The sequence below is a fragment of the Parvibaculum sp. genome (genome assembly GCF_030694575.1).
Lineage (GTDB): Bacteria > Pseudomonadota > Alphaproteobacteria > Parvibaculales > Parvibaculaceae > Parvibaculum.
In genome coordinates, this window is record NZ_JAUYUS010000009.1 from 53,736 (window position 1) to 68,585 (window position 14,850).

Consider the following 14,850-nt stretch of genomic DNA (forward strand, 5'->3'; position numbering starts at 1 on the left):
GCTTAGGGCGCGACGGGTAAACAGGATATGAACCAGGGGCCGCGCCGGCCGCTGTTTCTCTTTAAATTGCAGGGGGAGGTCCGTAGGGAAGGCATATAGCGGGAACCTGCCCTTTTTCAGCCCTCGGTCGCCCCCGGGGAAGAAGCCATGCTATGCTTCCCCAAAGCGCACTTCGAGCGCCGTCATCTCGACACAGGCAGTTCGGCGACCCTCCCAGATGGACCTTGCCTCCGAAACAGCAGCGGACGATTCGAATGCCGGGGCGGCGTCCTTCGAGGCGGACGAAGCCGATCTGTTCGAACGGCCGATACTGGTAGAGCGGCCGCAGCGGCAACTCATCCCCTTCGTCTTCAGTTCGCCCCATAGCGGCCGGAACTACCCCGACGCTTTCGTGGCGGGTTCCAATCTCGATCCGGTGACGCTGCGCCGCTCGGAAGACTGCTTTGTCGAGGAGATTTTCGGTGGCGTCGTGCCGCTCGGAGCACCGCTCCTGCAGGCCCGGTTCCCCCGCGCCTATCTGGACGCCAACCGGGAGCCCTACGAACTCGATCCCACCATGTTTGCCGAACCCCTGCCGCCGCACGTCAATACACGCTCGCTCCGCGTCGCAGGAGGCCTCGGCACGATCGCACGGGTGGTGGCCGACTCGGCTGAAATCTACCGCGCCCCCCTCGCCTATGCCGAAGCGGAGCAGCGCATCCGGCATCTCTACATGCCGTTCCACGAGACACTGCGGGAACTCCTTGAGGAAACGCTGGCGGCCTTCGGCCATGCGGTGCTGATCGATTGCCATTCCATGCCTTCTGTGGGGGGCCCCGCCGACGACGATAACGGCTTCGACCGGCCCGACATCGTGCTGGGCGACCGCTACGGCACGTCCTGCGGCGGTTCCCTGACGGCGGAGGCCGAACGCGCGCTGAAACGCCTTGGCTACAGCGTCGCCCGCAACAACCCCTATGCCGGCGGCTTCAATACCGAACATTACGGCCGGCCGGCACGCGGGCTCCACGCGCTGCAGATCGAGATCAACCGCGCGCTCTACATGGATGAGGCGCGGCTGGAGCGAACAGACCGTTTTGTGCAGGTGCGGGATGATATGACCGCCTTCGCGGCCGAGCTCGCTGGCTATGACTGGTCCGCCCTTGGCGGCGGCGTGCGCGGCGCCGCCTTCTGAGCGGACCGACAAGACCCTGGACTTTCAGCCAGATTTTGGGCTTGAGACAAAAAAAGGGGCCCTGGCGAACCAGGGCCCAAGTTTAGGGAGGAAACGCCCAGGAAGGGCTACGGCATCAGGAGAAAGTCTCAACCAATGCCGCGATGCACAAGATGACATTGCGCTGCACACAAATCAAGAGAGAAATGAGGGCAGTGCAGCAAAAACAATCACTGCCCAACTAATTGGCATCACGCGACTTTTTTGGTCTCGCGTCCCCCCGATTTGCCAAAATGTGCAGCGCAACAAACCGTGATCAGCGCCTTCCCCGCGACCGCCGTTTCCGCCAAAAAGGTTTCTTAACGCCTACCGGCCATGATGAAGCCCGAAACAAGCCGCGCAGGGGTCTCCGGACGCGCGGGAAGCGGGATGGGATCAATGGCCGCCGGTATACGCCCTCCGAAATCGCAAGCGCGAAATTTCGCTCTGCGCGCCGCATTCTGCGGGTCGTTGGCTTTGCTGATCGCGGCAGCGGCAACCCCGCGAGATGCCATGAGCCGCGAGAGCGACGGCATGGCGTTGAACGACCCATCCATTGCCTGCGAGGATGCCGCAATCCATCACGAACAGGCGAACGGCCTGCCCCGCGCCTTGCTGGCGGCGGTGGCGCTGGCCGAGTCGGGCCGCTACAGCCCGAAGACGCGGAAGGCGCGCGCCTGGCCCTGGACCATCAACGCCGAAGGCCGCCCCTACTACTTCAAGACCAAGCAGGAAGCGATCGCGACGACGCAGCGGCTGCTCGACAGCGGCATGCGCTCCATCGACGTCGGCTGCATGCAGGTCAACCTGCGCTACCACCCCGAAGCATTTCTCAGCCTGGAGGAAGCGTTCGACCCGATGGCGAACGTCGCCTATGGCGCGAACTTCCTGATGCGCCTGCGCGACCAGACGGGCTCATGGCCGAGCGCCGTCGCCGGCTATCATTCACAGACCGCCGCGCGCGGCGGCCGCTATTTCGCACGCGTCATCCGCATCTGGGAGAACGAGCGCGAGCATGTCGCGAAGCGCAGCTACGCCGCCCTGACCGCGAAGATCGACGTGTCGGGCCTGTTGAAGCCCGCCATCGGACACAGCGTGAATATTCTGCGGGAGCCCGCGACCGAAACCGTCGTCGCCTATCGCCCGGCACCGAAGGTTCTCGACCCGATACCCGGACAGAACGTGCGCGAGACGGCGAGCGCCGCCGTCGGCCTGCGCCTCTCGATCGCGGACGAGGACGTTGCGGAAGCGACGGCCACGGCAACCGCCATGGCAAGACACGAGCCGCGTGTGCTCGATCCGTTGCCGGCGGCAGCCGGACCGACGCGTGTCGCGGAAGCGTCACTGCCCGGGGCTTAAATAACGGAAAAGCGGGGGCGCGCGCATGATCGACAGCTTCGGTACGGCAATAAGCAATCTCGCCGACGCCCTCAACCGCTCCGCCATCTGGCAGGTTGTCGACATCCTGTCGGCGCTCTTCATCATGAGCATCGGCTGCCTGATCCTCGCCGTCGCCGTCATCTTCATCATCGACCGCACGCAGACACAGCACGCGGTGCGCCGCAACTATCCGGTCATCGGCCGCTTCCGCTATCTGTTCGAAACGCTGGGCGAATATTTCCGTCAGTACTTCTTCGCGATGGACCGCGAAGAGCTTCCCTTCAACCGCGCGCAACGCGCATGGGTCTATCGCGCGGCAAAAGGCGTCGACACGACGGTCGCCTTCGGCTCCACGCGCGACCTCAGGCCGGCCGGCACGGTGACTTTCGCGAACTGCCCGTTCCCGACGCTCGACCAGAACGCGGCCGACACCGCCATCGTCGAAATCGGGCCCTACGCGCGCATGCCTTACCGTACCGCCTCCGTCTACAACATTTCGGGCATGAGCTACGGCGCCATTTCCAAGCCGGCGGTGCTTGCGCTTTCCAACGGCGCGCGCATGGCGGGCGTCTGGATGAACACCGGCGAAGGCGGACTGTCGCCGTTTCATCTCGAAGGCGGTGCCGACATCGTCTTCCAGATCGGCACGGCAAAATATGGCTGCCGCGACGACGAGGGATTGCTGTCGGACGAGAAGCTTGCGGCACTTGCCGCGCACGAGCAAATCCGCATGTTCGAAATCAAACTCAGCCAGGGCGCCAAGCCCGGCAAGGGCGGCATTCTGCCCGGCGCGAAAGTCACGCCGGAAATCGCGTCAATTCGCGGCATCCCCGTCGGTCACGACTCGATCAGCCCGAACCGTCACCCCGAAGTGAACAGCATCTCGGAGCTGCTCGACTTCGTCTCCCATGTGCGCGACGTGACGGGAAAGCCGACAGGTTTCAAACTCGTGCTCGGCGCCTATGAATGGCTCGACGATCTTTGCGAGGAGATCAACAGCCGGGGCATCGAGAACGCGCCGGACTTCATCACGCTCGACAGCGCCGATGGCGGCACGGGCGCGGCGCCGATGGCGCTGATCGATTATGTCGGCCTGCCGATCTGGGAAAGCCTGCCGATGCTCTGCGATGCGCTGGAGCGCCACAAGCTGAAGACGCGCATCCGCGTCAACGCGAGCGGCAAGCTCATCACGCCCGCCGAAGTCGCATGGGCACTTTGCGTCGGCGCGGACTTCGTCAGCTCCGCGCGCGGCTACATGTTTTCACTCGGCTGCATCCAGGCGCTTCAGTGCAACAAGAATACCTGCCCGACCGGCATCACCACGCATAACAAGAACCTGCAGCGCGGCCTCGACGTGACCGACAAGGCGGAGCGCGTGCGCCGCTATGCCGAACGCGTGACGCATGAAGTCTGCGTGATCGCACATTCCTGCGGCGTCAACGAACCGCGCAAGCTCGACCGCGAACATGCGCGCATCATGGGACCGGACGGCGTGTCCGTGTCGCTGAAGGATTACTATCGGCGCTGGGTCCACCCCGAACGCCGGCCTTCACTGAGCGGGCTCGGCCGCCCGCAATTCGGTGCCGACGCCGCCTAGCCGGGAATGACGAGGCGCAGAAACTGCGTGCCCTGCTCGATCCGCTGCGGCAGGAAACCACGCTCGTCGCCGTCGACTTCCACCGCCAGTCCCTCCGGCCCCGTCACGTCGATGTAACGCGCGGGCAGCACTTCGACATTGCGGAGACGCGGCACGAGGCCGAGACCAAGAGCGACGAGATAGAGCGCGAAGGCAAAACGGGATTTGCCCTTGAAAAGGAAGAGCGTGAGCCCTGGCTGCGCAATGTTCGCATCGGGCGCGAGAATGAACGGGCCCGCATAGTTGCGGCCATTGGTGACGACGGCCCATGCGGCGCGCTTCTCACGGCCGTCCACGACGAGGCGGATGTCGCGGCCGGGACCGCGCGCCCATGTCTTCAGGCCCGCCCAGATGAAGGCACCCTTGCCCCACAGGCGTTTGAGGCGCGGATCGATCGAATGAACGATCTCGCCGTCGAAGCCGATGCCGACCATCATCAGAAATATCTGGCCCTGTATCACGCCCGTGCCGATGAGTTCTGCGGGGCCGCCGAGCAGCATGGATGCGACTTCCTCCGCATGCGGACGGAGGCCGATCTCGATGGCAAGCACATTGGCGGTGCCGAGCGGAACGATGCCGAGCGGTACGCCCTGACCGAGAAGACCGCGCGCGACTTCGTTGATCGTGCCGTCGCCGCCCGCCGCGACAATGACATCGGCCTTGCCAGAGCGCGCGGCCGCACGCGCCAGTTCCGTCGCGTGGCCGGGCGCTGTCGTCAGCTCGACGGTGACGTCCGCGCCGGCCGCGCGCAGGCGTCCCACGACAGCATCGAGCAGGTGTCTCCGTCGCGCGCCGGCGGTCGGATTGAGGATGATATGGATGAAGCGGCGCAGCGCCAAAACGGGCCTTTCGGGGCTCATTGTCACGCGACTGTCACAAATCTGTCATGACGTCCGAAATCGCGTCGCATCTGTCGATCGGACGACCCGGAAATCCGGTCGGAAGGATTAGCCAGAAAAACTTGTCCCCGGTCAACCGCGCTGCTCGAGACGATCGCGAATCGCCAGCGCGAGACTCGAGAGAAGAATCGCGAGGGCCATGGTGACGACCGTGTGGGACAGGTAGTGCTGACCCCGCGCCATCTGAAATATCCCCAGCCCCCACCCCGCAACGAGACCCGGCCACCAGTACCGGAATGGCGGGGATAACTCCGCAGGCGCCAGCAAACGATAGCCGATAAGACCGAAACCCGCCGAAGCGTGGCCCGCGGGCCAGCATTGGAGATGGTCCTCGAACGGGACGAGACCGAAAAGACGGTCCGTTATCCCGATATGCGGATAGGGACCGGCGAACGGTATCTCCTGCGCCGGACAGGAGACGCCGGTAACATTCTTCAGCATACCGACGATAAGCGCCGTCAGGCCGAGGACGCAGACGGCGAGAAGAAGGCGTGTGTCACGCGCGCTCCAGCGTCCACGAACTGCATCCCAGAGAAGCAGGAGACAAATTGCGCCGGCGGCAACCGAGAGCAGAATCTTCGGGAGACGATAGAGAAGCCAGTATACGGCGTCGTGGCTTTCCGGCGGAAAAATCCATCGGGCCGACGCCGCATCGAAGAAGTGTATCTGCACCTGGAAATCGAAAACCTGGGCCGGCGGCCAGAGCATGACGAACGCAATCGCCGCCAGCGACAACACAACCTCCGGGGACCGGGGAGAGGAGGGCTTCCGGAGCGTGCTGGAGGATATATCGCTCACGGACGACCTATATCGATGACAGGCTCCGTCGCATGCGCGACCGCCACGCCGGAACGGCAGGGCGCGAGGAAATCCAGCTCCGGTTTGTAGACGTCGGTGCGGACATCGAAGCCGCCGAGCACCGAGTGGAAGAGATTGTCGTGGCTGAACGCATTGCCGCTTTCCGCCGCGAGGCAGGCCGTATCGAGCGAAATCTTTTCCCGGTAGCCTTCCGACGTCCAGACCAGCATGGGCACATGCTTCTGCGCGTCCGGCGCGAACATGTAGGGCATGCCGTGGAGATAGATGCCGTTTTCGCCGAGCGACTCGCCATGATCGGATGCATAGATCATGGCTGTGTCGAACCTGTCCGACACACCATCGAGAATTCCGACGGTCCGAGCGAGGATGCGATCGGTGTAGAGAATGCTGTCGTCGTAGCTGTTGACGATCTCGGACGGCGTGCAGGACTGGAGCTCGTTCGTATCGCAGGTAGGCGCGAAGACCCGGTAAGGCTCGGTGAAGCGCTTGTAATAGGAGGGCCCGTGACTGCCGATCTGGTGCAACACCACAATCGTGTCGTTATCGGCTTTGGCGAGCGCTTCCCTCAGCCGCTGCAGGAGAATGTCGTCCCGGCACTCCCCGCCATTGCAGAACTCCGTGTCGCCAGGTTCCCACATGGTTTCGCTCGGCACACGCGCGCATACGCCCTTGCAGCTTGAATTGTTCTCGAGCCAGAGAACATCGACACCCGCGCGCGCCAGAATATCCAGCATGTTCTCGCGCGATCCCGCCGCTGCGGCGGAATAATCGGCGCGTGCGAGATCTGAAAACATGCACGGCACCGACTCGGCCGTCGACGTGCCGCAGGAGCGAACCTCGCCGAAGCTCACGACGCCGAGTTTCGACAACTCGGGATTGGTCTCTCTCTCGTAGCCGTTAAGGGAGAAATGGTCGGCCCGCGCCGTTTCACCGACGACGAAAACCATCACCGTCTTCTTTCCGTCCCCATGCGCGGGGGCCCGCGTCACATTGGCCGCCACCCGCTCGAAACGCGACGTCATGGATCCGGGCACCTCCGTCGCATAACGCATGGAGGCATAGATTGCGGCGGAAGGGTTGACCATCAGGCGCACTTCGCGGTGATTGCGCAGAAGCATTGCGTAGTCCTGATAGAAGGTGGCCGCCGTGAGGCCGACGAGAACGAAGCTGCCGACGACGATCCCGGCACGGATTGCCGCTTCCTTCCGCCACGACGGGAGGACGAGCGGCACACGCCAGATGACGATGGCTGGCAGAACGCCAAAGAGAGCGATGTCCGAAAAGAGCCTGATACTCAGAAGGTCGCCGACCTCGCGGGTGTCCGTCTCGATCACGTTCGCGATCATCGTCTTGTCCATCACCGCGCCATAGCTCGACGCAAAATAGGAGACCGACGCGGCGATCAGGACGAGGAGGATCAGAACGGGCTTCAATATGCGGGGCAGCGCGAAAGGCTGGAGGATGAGATTGAAGGCGATGACGAGAAAGAGCCCGACGGAAGCGAGGAACGCCAGGTCGTGGAAGGAGCGGCCGGGCGCCGCCGCCAGAACGGCGGCCCAGAGCTGGCCATTGTAGAAGAGGACGAGCGCCGCGGAGACGGCGAGCGCCAGCACGACCGGATGCTGCGCCGGAAAGCGGAACGACGCACAAAGACGCCGAAATACATGTATCGGGCGGGAAAACTGCATCCACGCATAGGAGTGGAGGCGGCTTACACCAACCTTACAGGGGCTTTGGCTGCGTCAATTTGGGCAGGCGCAACGTGAAGATGGCGCCCCGGCCCGGCTCCCGGCCCACCTCGATGGTGCCGCCATGAACGACGGCGATTCGCCGCGCAATGGAAAGCCCGAGCCCCGCACCGCGGCCATTTTCCGGCTTCAGACGAACGAACCGCTGGAAAATGCGTTCAGCCTCGCCCGCCGGCACGCCGGCGCCGTCATCGATGACGGCGACGCTCCCATCGTCCCCCGGCCTGACCTCGACCGTACCGCCGGGCGGCGTGTGCGTAAGCGCATTCTCCACCAGGTTGCGAAGCGCGAGGGCGAGAAAGTCGCCATTGCCGCGCACCGGCAGCGGGCGGCCGGACCCCGTGAGTTCGATCGATTTTCCTTCGGCGACGGCGCGCGGCGCAAGCTGCTCCGCGACACCGAGCGCGACCGCGCGAAGGTCCGCCGTTTCGTCCGGCCGCAAGGACAGACTGTCGGCCTGCGCAAGACGCAGGAGCTGCGTGACGAGCCGCTCGATGTCGTCCAGCTCCGCAACGAGATCCGGCACTTCGTCGATGCTGGAAAGCGTTTCGATGTTGGCTTTCAGCACCGCGAGCGGGGTGCGCAATTCATGCGCGGCATTGGCGGTGAATTCGCGCTCGCGCCGGTAGCCGGCCTCGATGCTTTGAAGGGCGGTATTGACCGCGCGAACGAGTGGCCGGACTTCGCCCGGCAGGTTTTCCTCCGGCAGCCGCCTGTCGAGGGAAGAGGGGCCGATGCCACGCGCCATGACGGAAAGGCGCGTAAGCGGCGCCAGCGACTGGCGGACCGTCCAGACGATCACCACCGCCATCGCCAGCGCGAGAGCGAGAAGGAAAACCCAGGATTGTTCCAGGAATTCCGCAACGAGCGAATCCGCCAGCACGTCGGGATGGACGGAACCCTGCGCGACCTGCAGGTAGAGCGGCGGCTCGATATTCGCGAGGCGAACGGTGACGCCGTAATAGGTCCCCCGGTCGGCATAATTCGCGCGGCTGAAATAGGGATCGCCGCCCGAGGCGGGAAGAGGCGCGAGCGGCGCCGAGAGGTCATGCGAGGCAGCGACGACGCGGCCTTCGCCGTCCATCAGCACGAATACATATTGCCGGTCGGGACGTTCATAGGCCTCGTCGAGCGTCTCGGGGAGCCTTATCCCGGCCGAGCCGTCCGCCGCGACCGAAACATAGGCGGCGAGGTCGCCCGCCTGCGCGAGAAGCGAACGGTCGCGAAGCGAGTCCCGCTCCGTCACATACTGGATTTGCAGGATGACGAGCAGCAGCACGAAGCTCGCGGCAGCGATGACGAGCATCCGCCGCGTGAGCTGCGCCGTGAGGGAAGAGGAAGTGAAGACGCTGAACAGGCGTTTCATGCGGCGCTCAACAGGTAGCCGATGCCGCGCAATGTGTGGACCTCGACATCGGCATGCGCATCGGCCAGACGCTTGCGCAGGCGGTGGACGGCGACCTCGATGGAATTCGACGACACTTCCTCGCCGAATGCGTAGAGATTTTCCTCGATCGCCCGCTTGGGCACGACGCGGCCCTGACGTCGCAGCAGAATTTCAAGGAGGTCGAGTTCGCGCTTCGGGCAGACAACCGGGGCGCCGCCGATGGAAACCTCGCGCGCCACGGTATCGAGTTCGACATTGCCGGCCGTGAGTTGCCGTCCGAGCGCCTTGCCCGGACGCCGCAGCAGCGCCCTGATCCGCGCGACCAGCTCTTCCATGGCGAAGGGTTTGAGAAGGTAGTCGTCCGCACCCGTATTGAGCCCGGCGACACGGTCTTCCAGACTGTCGCGGGCGGTCAGCACGAGAACGGGAAGCTCGCTGCCCTGACGGCGGAGCGAGGCAAGCAGTTCCAGCCCGTCGCCATCCGGCAGGGAAAGATCGAGGATGCACGCATCGTAGCGGACGGCCTCCAGCGCGGCGCGGGCACTGTCGAGATCGTGGCAGATATCCACCGCGAAGCCCTCCTGCCGGCATCCCTTCGCCACCAGCGTGGCGAGCCGGCGGTTATCCTCTATGACGAGCAGCCGCATGGGCCCTCCCTGGGCGGCGCCGCACATGCTGCGGCGGCAAGCATCCTAGCACACGGAAAGTGAGCGTCATTCCAACGGGTTAACTGACGAAGTGCCGCAGGGGCCGACCTCGCTGTCACATAAACGTCATTGAACCGTCACAAGACCTTGGCCTTCGGACTCCATATTCGCCTCATCGGAACCGGATGATTCGATGCCGAAGGCGGTCCCGATACGGATGACCCGAGACGGATGAATTGACCGGCGCACGAGGCGCAAAGAGATCGACGAGGATATGACCCTGTTCGATACGACTGTGTTCGACAGACCGCGGGAGACGGGCGAGGCGCCCGCCAAATCCGCGAAGAAAGCCCGCAAGGAAGCGGCCCGCGCCAAGGCGCGGCGCGGCGGGCTCGACGAAAGATTGCTGGGGCCCCGCCCCAGGCACCGCAAACAGCACCGAACGCTCTTCCTTTCCGACATCCATCTGGGCACGCCCGGCTGCAAGGCCGAACTGCTGCTCGACTTCCTCCGCCACAACGACGCCGAGACTTTCTACCTGGTCGGCGACATCATCGACGGCTGGCGCATCAAGCGGTCCTGGTACTGGAACGCGGCGCACAATGCCGTGGTGCAGGAACTGCTGCGCAAGTCGCGCAAGGGCTCGAGCATCATCTATGTGCCCGGCAACCACGACGAGGCGCTGCGCGACTACACCGGCCTCAACTTCGGCGGCGTCGACGTGGTGGGCGAAGCGATCCACGAAACGGCGGACGGCCGCCGCTTCCTCGTCATCCATGGCGACCAGTTCGACAGCGTCGTGAAATACGCGAAATGGCTCGCCCATCTCGGCGACCGCGCCTATGGCATCGCGCTGACGCTGAACAACTGGCTGCACGAAGTGCGCCGCTTCTTCGGCCTCTCCTACTGGTCGCTCTCGGCCTACCTGAAAAACCGGGTGAAGAACGCGGTCGAATATATTTCGAGCTACGAACACGCGGTCGCCCGCTCGGCCCGCGAACGCGGCGTCGACGGCGTCATCTGCGGCCACATCCACCACGCGGAAATCCGCGACTTCGACGGCGTGCTCTACTGCAACGACGGCGACTGGGTGGAAAGCTGCACCGCGCTGTCGGAAGACGAAACCGGTGCCCTCTCGCTGATCGTCTGGCAGGCCTTTTCCTGGGACACGCATCTCGCCGGCGGCGAGACGGAAACGGCCGACGAAGACGAAGCCACACTCGTACCGACGGCTGCCTGACATGCATGACACAAATGTAATGCCTCTCTCCCCTGCCCCCGGCAGGCGGCGCCGCGTCGCACGGCTTCTCGGCCGGCTGCGCGGAAAGCCCCTGCCCCGCGATGTCGGCCGCTTCAGCGAGAAGCTCCGTATCGTGATCGTCTCCGACGCCGCGCCGCCGCAGGTGAACGGCGTGGTGCGGACGCTGCAGCAGCTGACGCAGAACCTGACCGCGATGGGGCACGAGGTGACCTTCATCACGCCCGACATGTTCACGACCGTGCCGCTGCCGACCTACAAGGAAATCCGCCTCGCGCTTTTCCCGGGCCGCAAGATCGCGCGGATGATCCGCGAGGCGAACCCGAACGCAATCCACATTGCGACGGAAGGCCCGCTGGGGCTCGCGGCACGGGCCTTCTGCATCCGCAAGAACATTCCCTTCTCGACCTCGTTCCACACGCGCTTCGCCGAATATCTGAACGCGCGCACCGGCATTCCGCTTTCATGGGGCTATGCGTTCCTGCGCCGCTTCCATGCAAAGGCGACGGCCTTGATGGTGGCGACGCCTTCATTGCAGGCGGAACTCAGGGAGCGCGGCTTCGGCGAGCCGGTGATCTGGTCGCGCGGCGTCGACACCGCTCTCTACAGGCCCCGCCCCGAATTCGCCGACGCGCATCCCATGGGGCTCGCGCGGCCCGTCTGGCTCAATGTCGGGCGCATCGCGGTGGAAAAGAACATCGAGGCCTTTCTCGACCTCGACCTGCCCGGCACCAAGATGGTCGTCGGCGAGGGGCCGAGACTCGAATACCTGAAGAAGCGCTACCCGCAGGCGCATTTCACGGGCCCCCTCTTCGGAGAGGAACTGGCGGAAGCCTATGCGGCGGCGGATGTCTTCGTGTTTCCGAGCCGGACCGACACATTCGGCCTCGTGCTGATCGAAGCGATGGCGACGGGAACGCCGGTGGCGGGCTACCCCGTGCAGGGGCCGGGCGACGTGCTCGCCTTCACGCCGGACGGCATGAAGGCCGGCGCGCTGGACGAAGACCTGAAGACCGCCTGCATGAATGCGCTGCGCCTGAACCGCGACGACGCGCGGGCCTATGCGATGACCTTCGCCTGGGAAGCCTGCGCCAAGCAGTTCATCGTCAACCTCGCGCTGGAGGAGATGCCGGTGGAGGAAACGGTGGAAGAGCGGGCGGCGCTGGAAGTGGTGGGGTAGTTTTTTAGTTCATCCCCTCCGCGTCATTGCGAGGAGCGGAGCGACGAAGCAATCCAGGGGCGGCAGGCGCAGTGCTTGCGGCCCCTGGATTGCTTCGCTTCGCTCGCAATGACGGGGTGAGGGAATGCACCTCTCCTGCCACCCTCCCCTTGGGGGGAGGGTGGAGGAGGCAACCGATTTGACGCCTACTTCTTTAGCCAGCCGAACGCGCGGGCGATGACGGCTTTGCCGTTTTCGGTGACGGGCGCGCCATGCGCCATCAGCAGTTTATCGGCGGGCCAGGCGAGGATGCGCGTGATTGCGTCGCGGGCGGCGCGGCGGCCTGTGAAGGCGAGGCGGAATTTGCGTGGCACGGAGGGCTCCGGCGCGGTCATGAGGTCGAGCTTCGCCACGATGGCGCGCCAGCCGGAGAACCAGCCGGCCGGAAAGTGCTGGATGAGATCGGTGAAGAGGACGGTGCCGCTCTTCGCATGGAAGAACACAATCTCGGTGGTGATCGCATTTCCCGGCATGGCAACCTGATCGATCTCGCCCGCCCAATCCGCATCGGGCTTGTCGCCGAGATCGGCATCGAAGGCGATGTCCTTGCGTTTGTCGCGCAGGCCCGGCGGCGCGTGGAGCTTCGCGCCAGGCCAGGCCTGTTGCCACTCGGCAAGCGACAGGTGATGCAGCGAATTCGGCGCGACGATGTGGCGGACCGGACCGAGCGCCTCCACTTCCGCGCGCAGGCCGCCGGCGAGCGCGATCGGTGACCAGATGAAGAGGCCACCATCGGCGAGCTTCACGATCGCCATGCGGGTCGGATAGCGGAAGCCGAACACCTCGACGGTGTCCGCACTATCCGCAATCCAGATGTCGTCGCCGAAGGGCTTCAGCATGGTCACTCCACCCCCGTCGGCAATCCGTCGATGCTGACGCGGTTCTTCTTCTGCCAGTAATCCGCGATGCCCTGCTCGCCTTGAGCATCCGCCCAGTTGGTGAGCGAGGGGCGTTCGGCCTTGTAGTCGTGGAGGGGAACGCCGTAGCCGCAGGAAGTCTGCACGAGGTCGATGTCGAGGATGACGATCTGGCGCGCGCCGGTCGGCTCGTTGCCGGCGAAGGCGGAAGCGAGATGGCGCCGGTATTCATCCGTGCCCTTGCGGGCGATGCGGCCGCGGCCATAGAGGCGCAGGATCATCGGCGGGCCCGCAAAGGCGCAGAGCATGATGGTGAGGCGGCCATCGGCCCTCAGATGCGCCGCCGCCTCGTTGCCGCTGCCGGTGTGGTCGAGATAGACGACCTCGTTGTCGCCCGTCACGCGCAGTGCGTCGAGACCCTTGGGCGAGAGGTTGATGCGGCTGTCCGCCGTGGCCGAGGCCGTGAAGAAGATGTGCTGGCGCCCGATGAAATCCTTGAGTTCGGGCGTGAGGCTCGGAAACTGCTTGGCCATTTGTCCTCCTCTCAATCGCCGTCCATGACGGCGCGGGAATTCGTGTCGGGTATCGTCGCATAATAGGCGAGCGCGGCGACGAGGACGAGGGCGAGGCTGGCGAAGGTCCAGCGATAGGTGAGTTCGAAGCCGAAGCCGGAGCGCAGGAGCTGGCCGATCAGCGCGCCGGTCAATCCCTGCAGCACGAAGACGCCCGCCATGTTGCCGAAATTGAGCACGGTGATGCCGCGCCCGGCGAGCCTGTCCGGGAAGAGCAACCGGCCATGCGCGAGCAGCAGCGGCGTGTAGCCGGCGTTGAGGCCGAAGATCACGAAGAGCAGCGTGACCAGCCAGAGCGGCGGCGCGTCGAGGAGAGCGAGGAGGCCAAGGATCGAGGCGGAGAGGAAGGCGCCCGCGAGAATGGGCTTCTTGATGCTGCCGAAAAGCCGTTCGCCATAGCCCCAGAGGAGAAGCCCGACCACCTGGCCGCCCGTGATGCCGAGCAGGACGGTGCCCCGCCCGGAAAGATCGAGCCCGTGCACATCGGCGAGATAGGGCGAGGCCCAGAGCGTCTGCACCGTGGCGAAGCTCGCATAGCCGGTCGAGATCATCACGAAGAGCGGCGGCACGGCGGGATGGCGGACGACCTCGCCGAGCCCCTTGAGGCTTTGCCAGAACGTCTCCGGCGAACGCTGCAACGAGGCATGGCCGGCGGGCGCGTCGCGGACGATGACGCCCATGACGATCGCGAGGACGGCGGTGAAGACGCCGACCGCGACGAAGCTTGTCCGCCAGCCGATGGTCTCCGTCGCATAGGCGAGCGGCGCGGTGGCCGCGATGGCGCCGATCGTGCCGATGGCGATCTGCAGGCCGGACAGCGAGGCGAAGCGCTCCGCCGGGAACCAGCGGCGATAGATCATGAGCGGACCCATCAGCATGACCGAGCAGCCGATGCCCATGAGGATACGCGCAAGGGTGAGCCCCGTGCGGCCCTCCGCGAGCGCGAAGGCGAAGCAGCCGAGCACGGCGATGCCGACCGAGCCGATCATGGTGAGGCGCGCGCCGTAGCGGTCGAGGAAGATGCCGACCGGCACCTGCATGACGGCGAAGGAGAGGAAGAAGGCGCCGGACAGGATGCCGAGCTCTTCCGGGTGGAGGCCGAGATCCGCCGCGAGATTGGGCGCGATGACGCCCGTGGACGAGCGCAGGAACTGGCTCACCGTGTAGACGATGCAGAGAATGGCGACGAGCGCGACGATGTAGAACCGCGACGCGGATCGGGGCGGCATGATGCGG

Annotated in this window: 13 protein-coding genes; 5 read left to right on the forward strand and 8 right to left on the reverse strand. The window is 64.9% G+C overall.

Annotated elements, in window-relative coordinates:
* Positions 1–217 precede the first annotated feature (217 nt).
* The 3 genes from Q8S60_RS01685 to Q8S60_RS01695 all read left to right on the forward strand — a co-directional run bounded on the left by Q8S60_RS01685 (position 218) and on the right by Q8S60_RS01695 (position 4,169).
* Complete coding sequence (locus tag Q8S60_RS01685) at positions 218–1,174, forward strand: N-formylglutamate amidohydrolase (RefSeq protein ID WP_305278375.1); 957 nt, start codon at positions 218–220, stop codon at positions 1,172–1,174.
* Positions 1,175–1,705: 531 nt separating this feature from the next.
* Positions 1,706–2,551, forward strand: a complete 846-nt coding sequence (locus tag Q8S60_RS01690; protein ID WP_305278376.1) for a transglycosylase SLT domain-containing protein — start codon at positions 1,706–1,708, stop codon at positions 2,549–2,551.
* 25 nt (positions 2,552–2,576) lie between these two features.
* Positions 2,577–4,169 (forward strand): FMN-binding glutamate synthase family protein, encoded by a 1,593-nt coding sequence (locus tag Q8S60_RS01695; protein WP_305278377.1) that lies wholly within the window; start codon positions 2,577–2,579, stop codon positions 4,167–4,169.
* Here the strand turns inward: Q8S60_RS01695 and Q8S60_RS01700 are convergent.
* From Q8S60_RS01700 to Q8S60_RS01720, 5 genes are all read right to left on the reverse strand, one after another.
* A complete protein-coding gene (locus Q8S60_RS01700; protein ID WP_305278378.1) occupies positions 4,166–5,068 on the reverse strand; it encodes a diacylglycerol kinase family protein in 903 nt (300 codons plus the stop codon). The genes Q8S60_RS01695 and Q8S60_RS01700 overlap by 4 nt on opposite strands.
* Positions 5,069–5,179: 111 nt before the next feature.
* A complete protein-coding gene (locus Q8S60_RS01705) occupies positions 5,180–5,842 on the reverse strand; it encodes a phosphatase PAP2 family protein (RefSeq protein ID WP_305278379.1) in 663 nt (220 codons plus the stop codon).
* Between the two features lie 59 nt (positions 5,843–5,901).
* Entirely contained in the window at positions 5,902–7,539 is a 1,638-nt protein-coding gene (locus Q8S60_RS01710) for a phosphoethanolamine transferase (RefSeq protein WP_305278380.1), read from the reverse strand.
* A gap of 109 nt (positions 7,540–7,648) precedes the next feature.
* Positions 7,649–9,040, reverse strand: a complete 1,392-nt coding sequence (locus Q8S60_RS01715) for an ATP-binding protein (RefSeq protein WP_305278381.1) — start codon at positions 9,038–9,040, stop codon at positions 7,649–7,651.
* Positions 9,037–9,708: a response regulator transcription factor gene (locus tag Q8S60_RS01720; RefSeq protein WP_305278382.1), complete on the reverse strand. Its 672-nt coding sequence runs from the start codon at positions 9,706–9,708 to the stop codon at positions 9,037–9,039. Before Q8S60_RS01720 ends, Q8S60_RS01715 begins: the two co-directional genes overlap by 4 nt.
* Positions 9,709–9,982: 274 nt before the next feature.
* On the opposite strand from Q8S60_RS01720, the gene Q8S60_RS01725 reads away from it, so the two are divergent.
* Positions 9,983–10,948, forward strand: a complete 966-nt coding sequence (locus Q8S60_RS01725; RefSeq protein WP_305278383.1) for a UDP-2,3-diacylglucosamine diphosphatase — start codon at positions 9,983–9,985, stop codon at positions 10,946–10,948.
* Between the two features lie 19 nt (positions 10,949–10,967).
* Entirely contained in the window at positions 10,968–12,146 is a 1,179-nt protein-coding gene (locus Q8S60_RS01730; protein WP_305278384.1) for a glycosyltransferase family 1 protein, read from the forward strand.
* Between the two features lie 185 nt (positions 12,147–12,331).
* On the opposite strand, the gene Q8S60_RS01735 is transcribed toward Q8S60_RS01730, so the two are convergent.
* From Q8S60_RS01735 to Q8S60_RS01745, 3 genes are all read right to left on the reverse strand, one after another.
* Positions 12,332–13,024, reverse strand: a complete 693-nt coding sequence (locus tag Q8S60_RS01735) for a DUF4336 domain-containing protein (RefSeq protein ID WP_305278385.1) — start codon at positions 13,022–13,024, stop codon at positions 12,332–12,334.
* A 2-nt stretch (positions 13,025–13,026) separates the two neighbouring features.
* On the reverse strand, positions 13,027–13,575 hold the full coding sequence (locus Q8S60_RS01740; RefSeq protein ID WP_305278386.1) for a pyridoxamine 5'-phosphate oxidase family protein: 549 nt from the start codon (positions 13,573–13,575) through the stop codon (positions 13,027–13,029).
* Positions 13,576–13,586: 11 nt separating this feature from the next.
* Positions 13,587–14,850, reverse strand: a 1,264-nt coding sequence (locus Q8S60_RS01745) for an MFS transporter (protein WP_305668277.1), incomplete at its 5' end; no start/stop codon positions are given.